General features: G+C 45.5%; 11 protein-coding genes, 1 pseudogene and 1 CRISPR repeat array. Of the genes and pseudogenes, 4 read left to right on the plus strand and 8 right to left on the minus strand.

Annotated elements, in window-relative coordinates; genetic code table 11:
• Positions 1 to 84: 84 nt before the first annotated feature.
• Positions 85 to 1330: direct repeats of the CRISPR family, unit length 32 nt; unit sequence GTCGCACTCTATATGAGTGCGTGGATTGAAAT.
• A 235-nt stretch (positions 1331 to 1565) separates the two neighbouring features.
• Positions 1566 to 2984, plus strand: coding sequence for a tetratricopeptide repeat protein (locus tag E0698_RS12445; protein ID WP_192511761.1), 1419 nt, complete (start codon positions 1566 to 1568; stop codon positions 2982 to 2984).
• A gap of 360 nt (positions 2985 to 3344) precedes the next feature.
• Positions 3345 to 3656, plus strand: a complete 312-nt coding sequence (locus tag E0698_RS12450) for a hypothetical protein (RefSeq protein WP_192511819.1) — start codon at positions 3345 to 3347, stop codon at positions 3654 to 3656.
• Positions 3657 to 3709: 53 nt separating this feature from the next.
• On the opposite strand, the pseudogene E0698_RS12455 reads toward E0698_RS12450, so the two are convergent.
• The 8 genes and pseudogenes from E0698_RS12455 to E0698_RS12490 all read right to left on the minus strand — a co-directional run.
• Positions 3710 to 4531 (minus strand): annotated as a pseudogene (locus E0698_RS12455) (PTS transporter subunit EIIC); the annotation flags it as partial.
• 245 nt (positions 4532 to 4776) lie between these two features.
• Positions 4777 to 5133, minus strand: coding sequence for a hypothetical protein (locus tag E0698_RS12460; protein ID WP_192511762.1), 357 nt, complete (start codon positions 5131 to 5133; stop codon positions 4777 to 4779).
• Positions 5134 to 5174: 41 nt separating this feature from the next.
• Positions 5175 to 5759, minus strand: coding sequence for a hypothetical protein (locus E0698_RS12465; RefSeq protein ID WP_192511763.1), 585 nt, complete (start codon positions 5757 to 5759; stop codon positions 5175 to 5177).
• 510 nt (positions 5760 to 6269) lie between these two features.
• Positions 6270 to 7688 (minus strand): sucrose-specific PTS transporter subunit IIBC, encoded by a 1419-nt coding sequence (locus E0698_RS12470; RefSeq protein ID WP_192511764.1) that lies wholly within the window; start codon positions 7686 to 7688, stop codon positions 6270 to 6272.
• Positions 7689 to 7757: 69 nt separating this feature from the next.
• Positions 7758 to 9233 carry a glycoside hydrolase family 32 protein gene (locus E0698_RS12475; protein ID WP_192511765.1) on the minus strand — a complete coding sequence of 492 codons (1476 nt, stop codon included), beginning with the start codon at positions 9231 to 9233 and terminating at the stop codon, positions 7758 to 7760.
• A 184-nt stretch (positions 9234 to 9417) separates the two neighbouring features.
• Positions 9418 to 10449, minus strand: a complete 1032-nt coding sequence (locus E0698_RS12480; protein WP_192511766.1) for a LacI family DNA-binding transcriptional regulator — start codon at positions 10447 to 10449, stop codon at positions 9418 to 9420.
• Positions 10450 to 10618: 169 nt separating this feature from the next.
• Entirely contained in the window at positions 10619 to 11461 is an 843-nt protein-coding gene (locus E0698_RS12485) for an aldo/keto reductase (protein WP_192511767.1), read from the minus strand.
• A gap of 24 nt (positions 11462 to 11485) precedes the next feature.
• Positions 11486 to 12691 (minus strand): MFS transporter, encoded by a 1206-nt coding sequence (locus E0698_RS12490; protein ID WP_192511768.1) that lies wholly within the window; start codon positions 12689 to 12691, stop codon positions 11486 to 11488.
• Between the two features lie 145 nt (positions 12692 to 12836).
• Between E0698_RS12490 and E0698_RS12495 the strand changes: the two genes are divergently transcribed.
• Together E0698_RS12495 and E0698_RS12500 are read left to right on the plus strand one after the other, a co-directional pair.
• Positions 12837 to 13202: a winged helix-turn-helix transcriptional regulator gene (locus E0698_RS12495; protein ID WP_044644945.1), complete on the plus strand. Its 366-nt coding sequence runs from the start codon at positions 12837 to 12839 to the stop codon at positions 13200 to 13202.
• A 118-nt stretch (positions 13203 to 13320) separates the two neighbouring features.
• Positions 13321 to 14163 carry a carbonic anhydrase gene (locus tag E0698_RS12500; RefSeq protein ID WP_192511769.1) on the plus strand — a complete coding sequence of 281 codons (843 nt, stop codon included), beginning with the start codon at positions 13321 to 13323 and terminating at the stop codon, positions 14161 to 14163.
• The last annotated feature ends 9 nt before the right edge of the window (positions 14164 to 14172 follow it).

The following is a 14172-nucleotide window of genomic DNA, read 5'->3' on the forward strand; positions in this document are numbered from 1 at the left end:
CTTGATTCAAGCCTTTTCGGCATCGTTTATTGCGAAAATGTATGATATTGATACCATTAGGGTATAAATCACTACATTTTCGCTGTCGCACTCTATATGAGTGCGTGGATTGAAATACGTGGATATGACGCAGGGTATGGCGTGGGCTATGCGGTCGCACTCTATATGAGTGCGTGGATTGAAATTCAGGCTCTTACGCAGCCAACGAAAAGACGCTTTTAGGTCGCACTCTATATGAGTGCGTGGATTGAAATCGCAAGGCTTGACACATCCGAAGCTGCGACAGTAGTCGCACTCTATATGAGTGCGTGGATTGAAATCGTTTGATGTGCCGTATTACTCACCTCCTTTACGTAAGTCGCACTCTATATGAGTGCGTGGATTGAAATCCGACGAATCCCTCGGCGGAATCGACCGTGAATACGTCGCACTCTATATGAGTGCGTGGATTGAAATTTCGTCCACATAACCGTTAATTTTTTCGAGGACCATGTCGCACTCTATATGAGTGCGTGGATTGAAATCAGCAAAGGCGGGATAAGCACAAAGCGTTTTTTGACGTCGCACTCTATATGAGTGCGTGGATTGAAATCACGGTGCAGCTCTCCCACACGGTTATAAGCTTGGGTCGCACTCTATATGAGTGCGTGGATTGAAATTAGCGCAGCCTGAGCCATTGTGAGGGATGCCAGCAGTCGCACTCTATATGAGTGCGTGGATTGAAATTTACCCAACTTGACGGAGGTGGTTACTGACGAAGTCGCACTCTATATGAGTGCGTGGATTGAAATATGGAATACTTGGGGTCTAGGATGATGTCTGTACTGGTCGCACTCTATATGAGTGCGTGGATTGAAATCGGTAGGCTCAAAACTACCTTCCCCGATGAACGTAGTCGCACTCTATATGAGTGCGTGGATTGAAATTATTGCGCATTCGGCGCTGGCAGGGTGAACAGTACGTCGCACTCTATATGAGTGCGTGGATTGAAATTCTAATGCCACCAGCTTACGCATAACCCAAGTTAGTCGCACTCTATATGAGTGCGTGGATTGAAATCTGATACAACGTCGATCTTGGCTAAATGGTCCCTGGTCGCACTCTATATGAGTGCGTGGATTGAAATTTGCCAATTGCCCGCCGTAGCGGCTGCCTGTGCTGTCGCACTCTATATGAGTGCGTGGATTGAAATAATGTATCCATCCACCGATACAAATACAATATTTTCGGTCGCACTCTATATGAGTGCGTGGATTGAAATGGCTTACTCTTGTGAGCGTACTTGTTAGCTGGATCGGGTCGCACTCCATGTGAGTGCGTGGATTGAGATCAATTACCGATGCCCCAGCGCTTCGATCACAAGTCGCACTCTGTATGGAGTGCGTTTTTCACCCCCTTACTCTCCGCTTCCATCGCTCGTCCTTTCCATTTCCATATGCATTAATATTCCAAACTTTACCTTTATGCATTAGTTGCATATAATATTGACAGATGGTTAATTTTGGAGAACAATAGAATGAAAGAATATAAAATTATGGAATTTTTATGTGAAGGGTGGTTTATGTATGGAAATCACACCTACGATAAGAGCTGAATTGGAAAAATATCTAAAACAACAAGATTTAAGCATGACCGAGTTTGGGCATATTGCAGGCATTAATAGGGGGATAGTAAGTGGCATTGTAACTGGTAATAGTCCTATATCTGTTAACCAGCTTGACCGAATCACTGAGGCTATGGGTTTACCGGAAGGCTACTTCTACGACTTATATGTAGAAAACTACATCATCGAACGCTCCCCCAATATGCGTCGAATTGAGCGGTTGCTATATCGTTGTGCAGAACTGGACAAGCTGGATGCGATCAGTCGAATCGTTAGACAAATCATGGACAATCTACTCTATTCACCTAAACTATTTGACATTGCAGAAGCGCTATTAGCACAAGGACGACATGCTGCTGCGTTGCTGCTCTATGAGAATGTAGCAGAGGCGGAGAAGTACCAGCACTCCGAACGCTTGGCAATCTGTCAATACCGTATATTCACGATTCAGATTGGAGACGATCAAAGCAAAAATCTCAGAGCAGCAGCGGTATTTGAAGCTTTTGTTGAGCGCCTAGATGAAATAGATCAGCTTGACGCATTGAAGGATTTAGCTAACGTGTACAGGTCTTTGCGTAAATGGGACAAGGTCGATGAAATGGCGAGAAAAATGAGAGATAAAGCGGAAATCCAATATACTTTGAAACACCAACAGAAGAGCCGAGAGCGTAATGAATCTACTAAGAAGTTAAGTCGTCCCATGTTTGTGTACATCACCTATGCCAATTTACTATGTGCAAGTGTCTGCGAAGCCCAAGGCGAATATCAACAAGCTTTACAATATACATACGCCTACGCTAATTTAGATTGGGTCAAGGAGACGGACGAGGATACTCTACATTGGATCAAACTGTATAAAGATTGGGCGGTATGTAATACTTACGTTAATAAACTCCTATCAGGAGATATAAGTGTGCTTCAAGATTATGTTGAATATATTGCAGCAACATCAAGCTCTAATGAACAAGAGGAAATCTCCAAATTGTTGAATGTTATAATTGCAGCAAACCGATTTGAATTGGAAGTGGATGATATACTTCAACGGTTTGAAACGGAGATTAATTCGTTTTCTGAACAACCTCCATCCGATGATATGTATACCCAACAGGTGATACCGGACTATATCGCGTGGTTTGGTTACGAGTTAGCTAATTATTATTTACATCGAGGTTCTTACATTGATGGTTTTAAACATTTGATGTATTCAATGGTAAGTTATCATACACTAAATAATGAGACTTATTTTATAAATTGTATGGGTCTATTTTTACACTTTCAAGATTATGCGGTTCCAGTAACTAAAGCAGCATTTTTAAATCTTATTGAAAAGGTGTGGATGAACAATGTTAAAAAAAATGGTACTGCTGATCATCGCAGCTAGCTTTTTGTTTATTGTTACTGTACCTGTTCACTCGCATGATATACGCCCTCAAGTACAGGTTGGAGGTTCTTAAACGGATAGGAAAAATGAACTCCCTGCTAACCTTAACTGGTCGCCGGGGATTGTTTCTACTGTTGAACTAAATTGAACCACACTTAGCAACCTAGCCTATTCCATCATATTACCACTTTATAAGATTCCTGTTTAAGATATACGTTTACTCCAAGATTCATCACTTGCTAAGTTTCCGCATTTAATTCAGTGGCTTTGTCAGTTTGAGCGGTGTTAATCCCTTGTGCTGATAGGGACTTTTTACTTTGCGATTCCAATCCAAATTCATTTTTTAGGTGAGGTGTTTTTTTGGCTTTTGATTTAATCCCGTTTATACTTAATATGTTAATTATCCTACTTTCTATTGCTGGTGGAGTACTATTAATTGGAACATTGTACAGAGGATATAGACTGCTAGGTTTACTTATTGCTGAGAAAAAGCATAATTCCGAAAAAAAACATAAAATCAAAATCCTCACTAACCTAATGGTCAGTGAGGATTTTTTTGATTTAGCTATTAACATGAATAATTTTTTTGTTCAATTTTACATTATCTGTTATCAAGAACACCTAGAGCGATCGCGTGAAATACGTGATAAATCATCAAAATTCACTAAATAACTTCCTTTGAATTTATGGACTCTATCCACATTCCACTTGCCACCTGGGCGGTGTTAATTGGAGGAACCTGCTGTTTTGACTTCCTCCAGCATTTTGTCGTTATAGCCAAACATCCATGTCAGGACAAAAGCTACTGCCATAGCAGCCACGTTCGCCAAAATGTAAAGCGGAAGCTGATGATTCATGTAGAGCAATGTACCCGGAATGACCGTAATGGCCATACCTGTAGCCGCCAAATGGAAGACCGAAGCGATAAAGCCACCGACCGCTCCGCCGATCAGGCCCATGACAAAAGGCTTCATATATCTCAGGTTGACCCCGAAAATAGCCGGCTCCGTAATCCCCAGAAAAGCAGACAACGAGGAAGGAAGCGCTAACGCTTTCAGCTTGCCGTTCTTCGTTTTCAGTCCAACCGCCAGACAAGCCGCACCTTGGGCAGCCATAGCGCAAGTAATGATGGCGTTGAAGGCGTTTACGCCATTCTTTTCGAGTAGTTGAATTTCCAGAAAATTAAATATATGATGCACACCCGTAACGACGATAATCTGATGCAGAAAACCGATGACAATCCCTGCGATACCGAAAGGCAAATCCAGTACAAACGTTGTTCCTTGCAGTACCCATTCTTCAAGTGAATGGAAAACTGGACCGATGGCAAACAGCCCCAGTATAATCATGATCAACAGGGTTAAAAACGGTGTAAGAATCAAATCCAGCGCTTCGGGTACCCGTTTGCGCAGCGCCCGCTCCAGCTTGGCTCCGATCAAACCCACGAAGAAGGCTGGCAATACCGAGCCCTGATAACCCACCACAGGGATGAAGCCGAACATCGTCAAGGGATGAGCTGAGCCGTCCGCAACAGTCCTCGTGTCTGGACAGTTTATTGGATTTTGCCTTGTTTTGCAGGCTCATCCCACTTTGGATGCCTGATGCGGTTCGTGTTCCTCAGGTCGGAATTTTGCCGCCAGCTTCCTTCAGATTCCGCCTCACGGCGGACACCCTTGCTCTTGGCTAATGGTTGGCAACTGTCAGCCCCCATAGCGGACTTTTACCGCTTAGTTACGCGCCATGCATGGCGCACAAAAAAGAACGCTCATTTTTACAAGCGTTCCGGAAAAAATTAGTTTTTTTTCTCTTTTTTTTCGTAAAAGAAATTATTATAGATAATTTGCTTTGTCTGTGCTGCTATCTGCTCTTGATTGTCCCAATTTGCGACTTGATCGCTTGGATACTTATTCGGAACTTCAACAGGGAAAAAATCTCCATATTTTGAGTGTATAATTTCTGCTTGTGAAGATAACACTTTCTCGTTTATCTCCTTCTTTTTCTCAGGTGTGAGCCAGTCAGGATCATTGGTAGTTTGGGTTTGAAGCTTACTGCTGTTCGCAAAGGTCTGACTTTTGATAACGGCCACCGCCCCTCCGACAACGACAATTAGACTTAAAATAATAACAACTGTTCTGAGTCGCTTATTCACACTCACTTCCTCCCTTCCAAAAGTAATCCATTTAAAAAGATTTAATAACCCATGAATCCATTCCCGGAAATGGTATAGTCATTTAAATTATTTACTAACATTTGGTATTGTCCGGCTTCTGGTACCTTGATTTCAAATTTTGTATTCGTGCCTGTATATCTTCCGGAAACCATGCGAACCTTGCCCAAATAATCTCTACTCACAAGTGTATAACCTACATTGGGTTGAGACCAAGAACTATCATCTCCCCACTGCACCACACTTACAGGCACATACCCTGCATAACCAATTGAAAACTTATCTGACCAAAATCCATCGTTACGACTTAGGTGGCTAAATGACCAAGATGGCACAGCCATAGGGGAAATTTTTTCAATGGATTGAGTTTTATCGCTTTTTACAATTACCGACTCCAGTGGCACTGCATTGGCTATAGCTTCATTATACTCTTCAAGCGTCAAACCGCTCAAGAGCGTATCCGAATTAACAATTGAAGAGTAGGGTGGGAATAGGGACTGGTTAGAAGAGTCTTTAGCCGATGATGATGAATCTGCATAAGAGCTTGCAGGATTCAGCCCGATTGCTACCAACATAACAACTAGCATAGTTACAAGAAATTTTTTCACAAATAATTGCCTCCCAATGCTAAATTTTAACAACGTTTGTATATTAACACAATAAAAACCTATTGAACATATATTTTTTAAAAAAATTTATACATAATTGTTACATTTTTTTGAATATTTTAGTTTCTGGCGATACAATCGACACTCAATTCCACATATAAGCAATACTCACTCCAAACTATCAGTTGTTCGCCAGACATAGTGCTAAAAGCGAATTCCTGCCCCCAACAGGTGTTTCATCTATTTAACTTATAAAATTATCAAACAGGAGATGAAGAATAAAATTGGGTGAAATCTATACATCCACAATCGGATGATGCAGCACTACTGCATTGCAATAAAAGGCCTAATGGGAATAACCATCCATGCTTAATGGAAAAACGGCCGTCCCATCTGGATGCCGTCTCTAGCAGCCCTTTTACAACAAGGGCCAAGAGCGCTCCAAAGTAGGGCGACCGTTACAGTTCATTAATACACGTATGCGTACTTATTCGTGCCACCTGGGTGATGTTAATTGGAGGAACCTGCTGTTTTGACTTCCTCCAGCATTTTATCGTTATAACCAAACATCCAGGTCAGGACAAAAGCTACAGCCATAGCAGCCACGTTCGCCAAAATATAAAGCGGAAGCTGATGATTCATGTAGAGCAATGTACCCGGAATGACCGTAATGGCCATACCTGTAGCCGCCAAATGGAAGACCGAAGCGATAAAGCCACCGACCGCTCCGCCGATCAGGCCCATGACAAAAGGCTTCATATATCTCAGGTTGACCCCGAAAATAGCCGGCTCCGTAATCCCCAGAAAAGCAGACAACGAGGAAGGAAGCGCTAACGCTTTCAGCTTGCCGTTCTTCGTTTTCAGTCCAACCGCCAGACAAGCCGCACCTTGGGCAGCCATAGCGCAAGTAATGATGGCGTTGAAGGCGTTTACGCCATTCTTTTCGAGTAGTTGAATTTCCAGAAAATTAAATATATGATGCACACCCGTAACGACGATAATCTGATGCAGAAAACCGATGACAATCCCTGCGATACCGAAAGGCAAATCCAGTACAAACGTTGTTCCTTGCAGTACCCATTCTTCAAGTGAATGGAAAACTGGACCGATGGCAAACAGCCCCAGTATAATCATGATCAACAGGGTTAAAAACGGTGTAAGAATCAAATCCAGCGCTTCGGGCACCCGTTTGCGCAGCCCCCGTTCCAGCTTGGCTCCGATCAAACCCACGAAGAAGGCTGGCAATACCGAGCCCTGATAGCCTACCACAGGGATGAAGCCGAACATCGTCAAGGGATGAGCTGAGCCGTCCGCAACAGCATAGGCGTTGGGCAAGGCCGGATTCACCAGCATCAGACCGAGAACGATACCGAGCACCGGGCTGCCGCCGAATACTCTAAAGGCTGACCACGCGACCAGCGCAGGTAGAAAAGCAAAAGCTGTATCTGTCAATACTTGGGTAAACAATAGGAAATTCGGTGAAATATCCTGCGGCGTCATGCCGAACAGGGCCAGAATTTGCGGCTGGGTAAGCAAGCCGCGCAATCCCATGAACAGCCCCGTAGCAACCAGCACCGGAATGATCGGTACAAATACGTCGCCAAAGGTACGAATGGAGCGTTGGAAGACGTTGCCTTCCTTTTTCGCCTGACTCTTCACTTCTTCTTTAGATGTACCGGTCACTCCGAGCTTCTCGACCTCTTCAAAAATCCGATTGACCGTACCTGTACCAAAAATAACCTGATACTGACCCGAGTTGAAAAAAGCTCCTTTGACCTTGTCGATTTCTTCGACCTTTTTCTGATCAATCTTCTCCTTGTCATGCACCATAATCCGCAAGCGTGTCGCGCAGTGAGCAAAGGACGCAATATTATCCTGCCCACCGATTGCTTGGATCACTTCTTTGGCTATTTCCCGGTTCTCCGCCATGATGTTCATCCTCTCGTTCATTCCGTTATGTTATTGATGATTAACGATCCACTTGATGATGTTGAATATTCATGTAAAATCCCATTTTACCGCTTGGAAGAGAGCCTCTCCCTTGTCGGCAAAAAAGCGTATTTCGTCACTCTCTGGGTGCGGAAAAATACGACCGGTGAACACCTCTTCCCCATCATTGACGAAAATTTCCACCGAAGACGTATCCACGAACAGATGAAGCTTGATACGGTCCCCATTCATGGCGCACTGTCTTATCTCACCATACGAAGCAGCGACAGGCTCACCCGATTGCGAACGGTCCATCACAAGTTTGCGGCTGACGGCATCATATCGGATCACCGTTTTCTCGGTCGCACTTGCGCGGAATTCAATACCGCATGCCTTGGCGCTCAAAAGATCATACTCACAAATCAGCTCATAAGCCGTACCCTTGAAGCCCGTATAGGTTTTGCTCTCCGACGTTAATGTGTCGGCTACCCGCTCCTCACGCTTTCTACGCAGCGTGGTTAGCTCAGATATTGGCCTTTGTATGAGTTTGCCCTCATGAAGCGTAAGCTCCCTCGGCAGCGTCAGGCAATGTGCCCATCCGTTCGGATCTGTCGGATAATCGATATCCGGTAATCCCATCCACGCCACCATAATACGCCGCCCCTGCGGGTCGATCATCGTCTGCGGTGCATAAAAGTCAAAGCCACGGTCCAGCTCGCGGAATGCCCCATGCTCCAATATTCTGGTCCCGGTATCCAGCGGTTTGCCGATCACATAGCCCGACTGATAAATGTTGTGATACTCATCCCCGGAAGGCTCCAGGCCCTGAGGAGAAAATACCAATACACCCGAGCCGTCCAGTTCAAAATAATCCGGGCATTCCCACATGTAGCCAAACGTCTCCAGCCCTGTCCGCAGTTCCCCCGCAAACTGCCACGTATGGAGGTCGGTTGACCGATAAAGGACGGCACAGCCTGTTGCATTCGCTCTCTGGGCACCGATCACACAATAAAAGCTATCTCCGTCCTTCCACAGCTTGGGATCACGAAAATGATCCGTATATCCTTCCGGCACGTTCGGAATAACGGGATGCTCCCATTTTGTAATGAGACCGCTCTCATCCATAACGGCCATACATTGATAAGGATGTCTGATCCAGTCCTCGTCACGTGTATTTCCCGTATATAGCATATACAGCTTGCCCTCATGCTCCATCGCGCTACCTGAATAAGCACCATGTGAATCAAAATAATCTCCCGGTGCGATACCGATGCCTGCGTCGTCCCATGTGACCAAATCTCTGGACTTCAAATGATACCAGTATTTCATTCCATGATCGGTTCCAAACGGGAACCACTGATAGAACAAATGGTATTCACCCTGATAATACGAAAAGCCATTGGGATCATTGAGCAAGCCTGTCGGTGGCTGAATATGAAACTCCTGCCGCCAGTGACATTGCTCCACCTTTTTCTCCAAGCTGGCTATTTCACCGGGCTCTGCCTGCTCAATCAGTCGATACTTTTGTTCTTTTGTCATTTTCATAGGTGTACCTCATTCTGTATTAAAACTTCCGTCTCAGGAACCGGTTCCAATTTGACGAAAAAATAATATATAGGAACCGGTTCCTGTACGATTAAAAAAATATACTCATCCATGGATTTGCAACCGATTCCACTTATGCCCGAGTGCCGTGGAACCGGTTTCGAAGAAATTATAATCCACCTGTTCAGCGTTTGTCAACGCTTTCTCTCTCTATCAGAGAATAATTCATAACGGTCACTTTCTCTACCGGTTTGTGTTCTACCAGCCTTACAATATTTTGCGCCGCTACGCGTCCTGCTTCCATGTACGGATATTGCACGGTTGTCAGCGCAGGATGAATCACCTCTGTAATATCGTATCCCCCGAAGCCAGTCACCGACAATTCCGACGGAATGGCAATTCCTCTGGAATACGCCGCGTTGATCACGCCAAGCGCAATATTATCCGTAGCACACACCATTAAGGATGGCTTGAATCCATCTAAAATCGCAGACGCAGCCACCCGTGCATCAGACATTTTAAATCCGGTTTCATAGTATCTGATATCGTACCCGGCGGATCGCTCTAGTTGCTTCACATCGTCCATATGAGCTTGATCAGTCAATGCATCCCGAACAGCCTGCTTAAAGCCCTCCTTGCGCTGCACACCGACAGCGACATCCTTTTCCGTAACGCCGACGTAGGCAATTTCACGGTGGCCCTGTGACAGAACATATGCGCCGATATCATATCCCGCCCGGTAGTCATCATGGATAAGGCTGTGAAGCTGCGTGTGCTGCTGCCCCACCAGCAAAACCGGAATCGCAATGTCGCGGATCGCGGTCAGATGCTCATCGGTAATTTCAGCAGCCAGTAAAATAATACCGGAAATCTTTTGCCGACCCAGCTCGTAAATGGCTTCGATTTCACGCTTCACATCCTGGCTTGTATTCGAGATCAGCATCTGATAATGCTGGGCCCGCAGCTCTTGATCTATACCCATCAGCGTATGGGATGTCGCGAAGGAATCCAGACGTGGCACAACGGTTCCGATAATGTTAGTCCGCTTCGCTTTCAGGCTCTGGGCAAAGGTATTAGGGACATAACCCGTGGCCTTGACCACCTTTTCAATTTTACGTCTAGTATCTACACTGACAGCCCCGCCGTTCAAAAAACGGGATACCGTACTCTTGGATACGCCAGCCATTTGGGCTATATCTGCAATCGTCTTATTCATGAGGTCCCCCGGATTGTCTTCATTTTCACAAGCTTCCATAACGTCTCTTTTATCATAACCCTATAATACCATATGGCGGGATTGGAATGCTGTGGCTCCAGGCCCATCATGGATAAAAAACGCCGCTCCCTTCAATGAAGAAAGGAACGGCGTATCATGGAAATAGAGTTTAAAAATCAAAGTTATCCGGATCGGGCCCTACCCGATGATTCGCATTTAACGCCTGAATTCGATCCATATCCTCTTGCGTCAATTCAAAATCAAAAATGTCGGCATTTTCGACAATCCGATGCGCCTTGGTAGACTTGGGAATGGTGACAACTCCCTGCTGCACATCCCAGCGCAAAATCACTTGTGCCACCGATTTGCCATACTTGGTCGCTATGTCTTGCAGTACCGCATGATCAAGCAATTGGCCTTGCATTAACGGGGACCAGGCTTCCATTTGAATGTTGTTCTTTTGACAGAATTGCAGTAGCTCGGTTTGTGTTAATTGTGGATGAAATTCCACCTGATTCACCATTGGTGTGATTTCAGCATCCTTCATAAGGTCCTCCAAATGATGAATCTGGAAGTTGCTGACTCCGATAGCCTTGATCCGCCCTTCTTTATATAAGGACTCCAAAGCTCTCCAGGCTTCTTTATACTTGCCTTGAACCGGCCAATGAATCAGATACAGATCCAGATAGTCCAGACCCAGCTTGTCCAGACTTACTTCATAGGCTGCCCGTGTCTCTTCATACCCCAGATCGGCATTCCACACTTTGGACGTTACGAAAAGGTCTTCTCTGGACAGGTTATTTTCCTGAAGAGCCTCGCGGATGGCTTGTCCTACACTGTTTTCGTTAGCATAAGCTGCGGCTGTATCTATACTGCGATAACCATGCTTCACAGCCGCTTTGATGGCATCGACCAGTTCTGAGCCTTCCTCCACTTTAAATACCCCGATTCCGAACCAAGGCATGTGAACTCCGTTGTGCAATGTTGTTGTGCTTTGTAAGTTTTGAGTCATTGTTTATCTTCCTCTCTGCATTTATTAAGATTGTAAACCTATATCGGTGAGTGTATCCCTTTTTTCTAGCGTGCGACTCCAGCCTGTGAGTAGAACCGCAGCGAAAACCATAATTGCCCCGATCCAGGTCGTATGAATGAGACCCAGAGCATCCGTCACAATTCCACCTACATAAGCTCCAATCGCAATCCCCGCGTTGAAAGCAGCGATATTGACGGCAGAAGCGACATCTACGGCTTTGGGGGCAAAACGTTCAGCCAACATCACCACATATACCTGTAAGCCGGGCACGTTCATGAACGCAAGCAATCCCATGAAGAAAATCGTAATCAGTCCGGCGGTTTTAAAAGGAGCGGTGAACAGCAGGACGAGCAGGACAACAGCTTGAATCAGGAACATGTAAAATAAAGCTGAAAGCGGCTTGCGGTTCGCAGCTTTTCCACCAATGACATTCCCTATGGCAATCGCGATTCCATACAGCAAAAGAATGAACGTTACCGTACTTTGCTTAAATCCGGTTATGTCGTGAAGTAATGGAGATAAATAAGTAAACACGACAAACGTGCCTCCATACCCCAATGCTGTAATGATAAAGGCGAGTAGCAAGCGACCATTGGTAACCAGTTTGACCTGCTCGCGGAAGGGGGTTCTGTTCCCTTTGCGCAGATTGGATGGCAGCAAAATCAGATTCGCAATGAGTGCCACCACACCGACGATCACAATCGCCATGAATGCCGCTCGCCAGCCCCATTGCTGCCCGATAAAGGTTCCCAAGGGTACACCCGTGACCGTGGCTACGGTCAGCCCGGAGAACATAATGGAAATGGCACTGGCTCGGCGGTCATTGGGTACAAGATCGGCTGCGATGGTGGAGCCGATGGACATGAACACCCCATGGGAGAACGCCGAGACCACACGTGCAATCAGCAGCATGACAATTCCACTGGAGAACGCAGCGAGGCTGTTGCCTGCAATAAATACAATCATGATCCACAGCAGCAGCGTTTTACGGGGAATACTGGATGTTAACGAGGTCAAAACGGGAGCCCCGATGGTTACCCCTAAGGCATACAACGTGACGGTTAAGGCCGACATGGTTACGGATATGTGCAAGTCCTCAGCGATCAGGGGAAGCAGTCCCACGCTGATGAACTCGGTTGTCCCAATGGCAAAGGCACTTACGGCTAAAGCCAGTAATGGCCAAATACTTCGTTTTGAGTCTGACGACATGTCTTTCACTCCTATATATAGAAATCTTCGACCAGCAGATGTTATTATGAGTTATTCAAGCAATTATGAACAGTACGTACTTTTTAGTGATATAGGTACCAAAAAGTACCCTAAACAAAAGGTGAAACACACGGAGGGATCGACATTGGGTCAGAAAAAATACAACATCTCGGTTGAGGCGACTTTAGAGGTTATCGGTGGGAAGTGGAAGTGTGTGATCCTGTGTCATTTGACACATGGAAAAATGCGGACAAGCGAATTGAAACGCATCATGCCTTCGATTACACAAAAAATGCTGACGCAGCAGCTTCGGGAATTAGAGGAAGACGGCATCGTCAATCGAATTAGCTACAATCAGGTGCCTCCCAAAGTGGAGTACGAGCTTAGTGAATATGGTTGCAGTCTGACGGGCATTTTGGATTCTCTGTGCGCCTGGGGAGAAAAGCATATTATTAAGGAGTACGGGGATAAATCCGTTGTACTGGAGGATAACATTCTGAATAAGCTGTAAAAAAAGAGTACACCCATTCCTTCTTTCTAAGTCCTTGTACCCTTGATGGAACTTTGTACAATAATTTACAATGTAAAAAGTTTCACATACTCTACTTTGGGAAGAAGGATCATGCACAATGAAAAAAAACTGGAGAGTTTGCTTGTCCAGCATGTTTGCTATTTTCCTGGTTGTGTCGGCAACCGGATGTAATGCTCAGCCCGCCACTTCCAAATCTACGATTACTTCGTCTTCACCGACTGGTAGCGCCGCCCATGCGGTTGTTCAGAAAAATCCACACTGGTCCTATGAGGGAGAGGAGGGACCGGAACATTGGGGAGAGCTGGAAAAGGATTTCGCCGCTTGTGGTAATGGCCACGAACAATCCCCTGTCAACATAGAACACACCCATCTGGAAGCTTCACATACGCAACAACCGTTGCAGGTTCACTACACCACCGCCAAAGCATCCATTCTGAATAACGGACATACCATTCAAATCAATACTGCAGGCCCCGGCAATACTATTGTGGTGGACGGCACTCGTTATACTTTAAAGCAGTTTCATTTCCATCATCCCAGCGAACACCAGATTGATGGTAAAAATGCCGAGATGGAGCTTCACTTTGTTCATCAGAGCGACAACGGCCGCACAGCAGTTTTAGGCGTACTCATTCAAAGGGGCAAGGAAAATAAAGCCTTCAACAGCATTTGGTCTAAACTGCCGAGAGATACTACCACCCAAGAATCGGCTTTGGAGGAAGGAATTAACCTTGCTTCCCTTCTGCCGAAGGATCTGCATTCGGTTCGCTACAATGGCTCTCTGACTACCCCGCCATGTACGGAGCATGTGAACTGGACGATACTGGAACAGCCTATCGAAATGTCGGCAGACCAAATCAGCCGGTTCGCTACCATTTTTCCCGATAACCATCGCCCTGTGCAACAGCTTGGAGCCCGTGAACTGACTGCCGATAAATAATGAAATAAA

Origin of the sequence: Paenibacillus sp. 23TSA30-6 (assembly GCF_014858585.1) — a bacterium.
Classification (GTDB): domain Bacteria; phylum Bacillota; class Bacilli; order Paenibacillales; family Paenibacillaceae; genus Paenibacillus.

Excerpts from the sequence above, each read along its gene's own strand:
- E0698_RS12445 (WP_192511761.1), top strand. The coding sequence starts at position 1,566 with ATGGAAATCACACCTACGATAAGAGCTGAATTGGAAAAATATCTAAAA.
- E0698_RS12470 (WP_192511764.1), bottom strand. The coding sequence starts at position 7,688 with ATGGCGGAGAACCGGGAAATAGCCAAAGAAGTGATCCAAGCAATCGGT.
- E0698_RS12475 (WP_192511765.1), bottom strand. The coding sequence starts at position 9,233 with ATGAAAATGACAAAAGAACAAAAGTATCGACTGATTGAGCAGGCAGAG.
- E0698_RS12480 (WP_192511766.1), bottom strand. The coding sequence starts at position 10,449 with ATGAATAAGACGATTGCAGATATAGCCCAAATGGCTGGCGTATCCAAG.
- E0698_RS12485 (WP_192511767.1), bottom strand. The coding sequence starts at position 11,461 with ATGACTCAAAACTTACAAAGCACAACAACATTGCACAACGGAGTTCAC.
- E0698_RS12490 (WP_192511768.1), bottom strand. The coding sequence starts at position 12,691 with ATGTCGTCAGACTCAAAACGAAGTATTTGGCCATTACTGGCTTTAGCC.
- E0698_RS12500 (WP_192511769.1), top strand. The coding sequence starts at position 13,321 with ATGAAAAAAAACTGGAGAGTTTGCTTGTCCAGCATGTTTGCTATTTTC.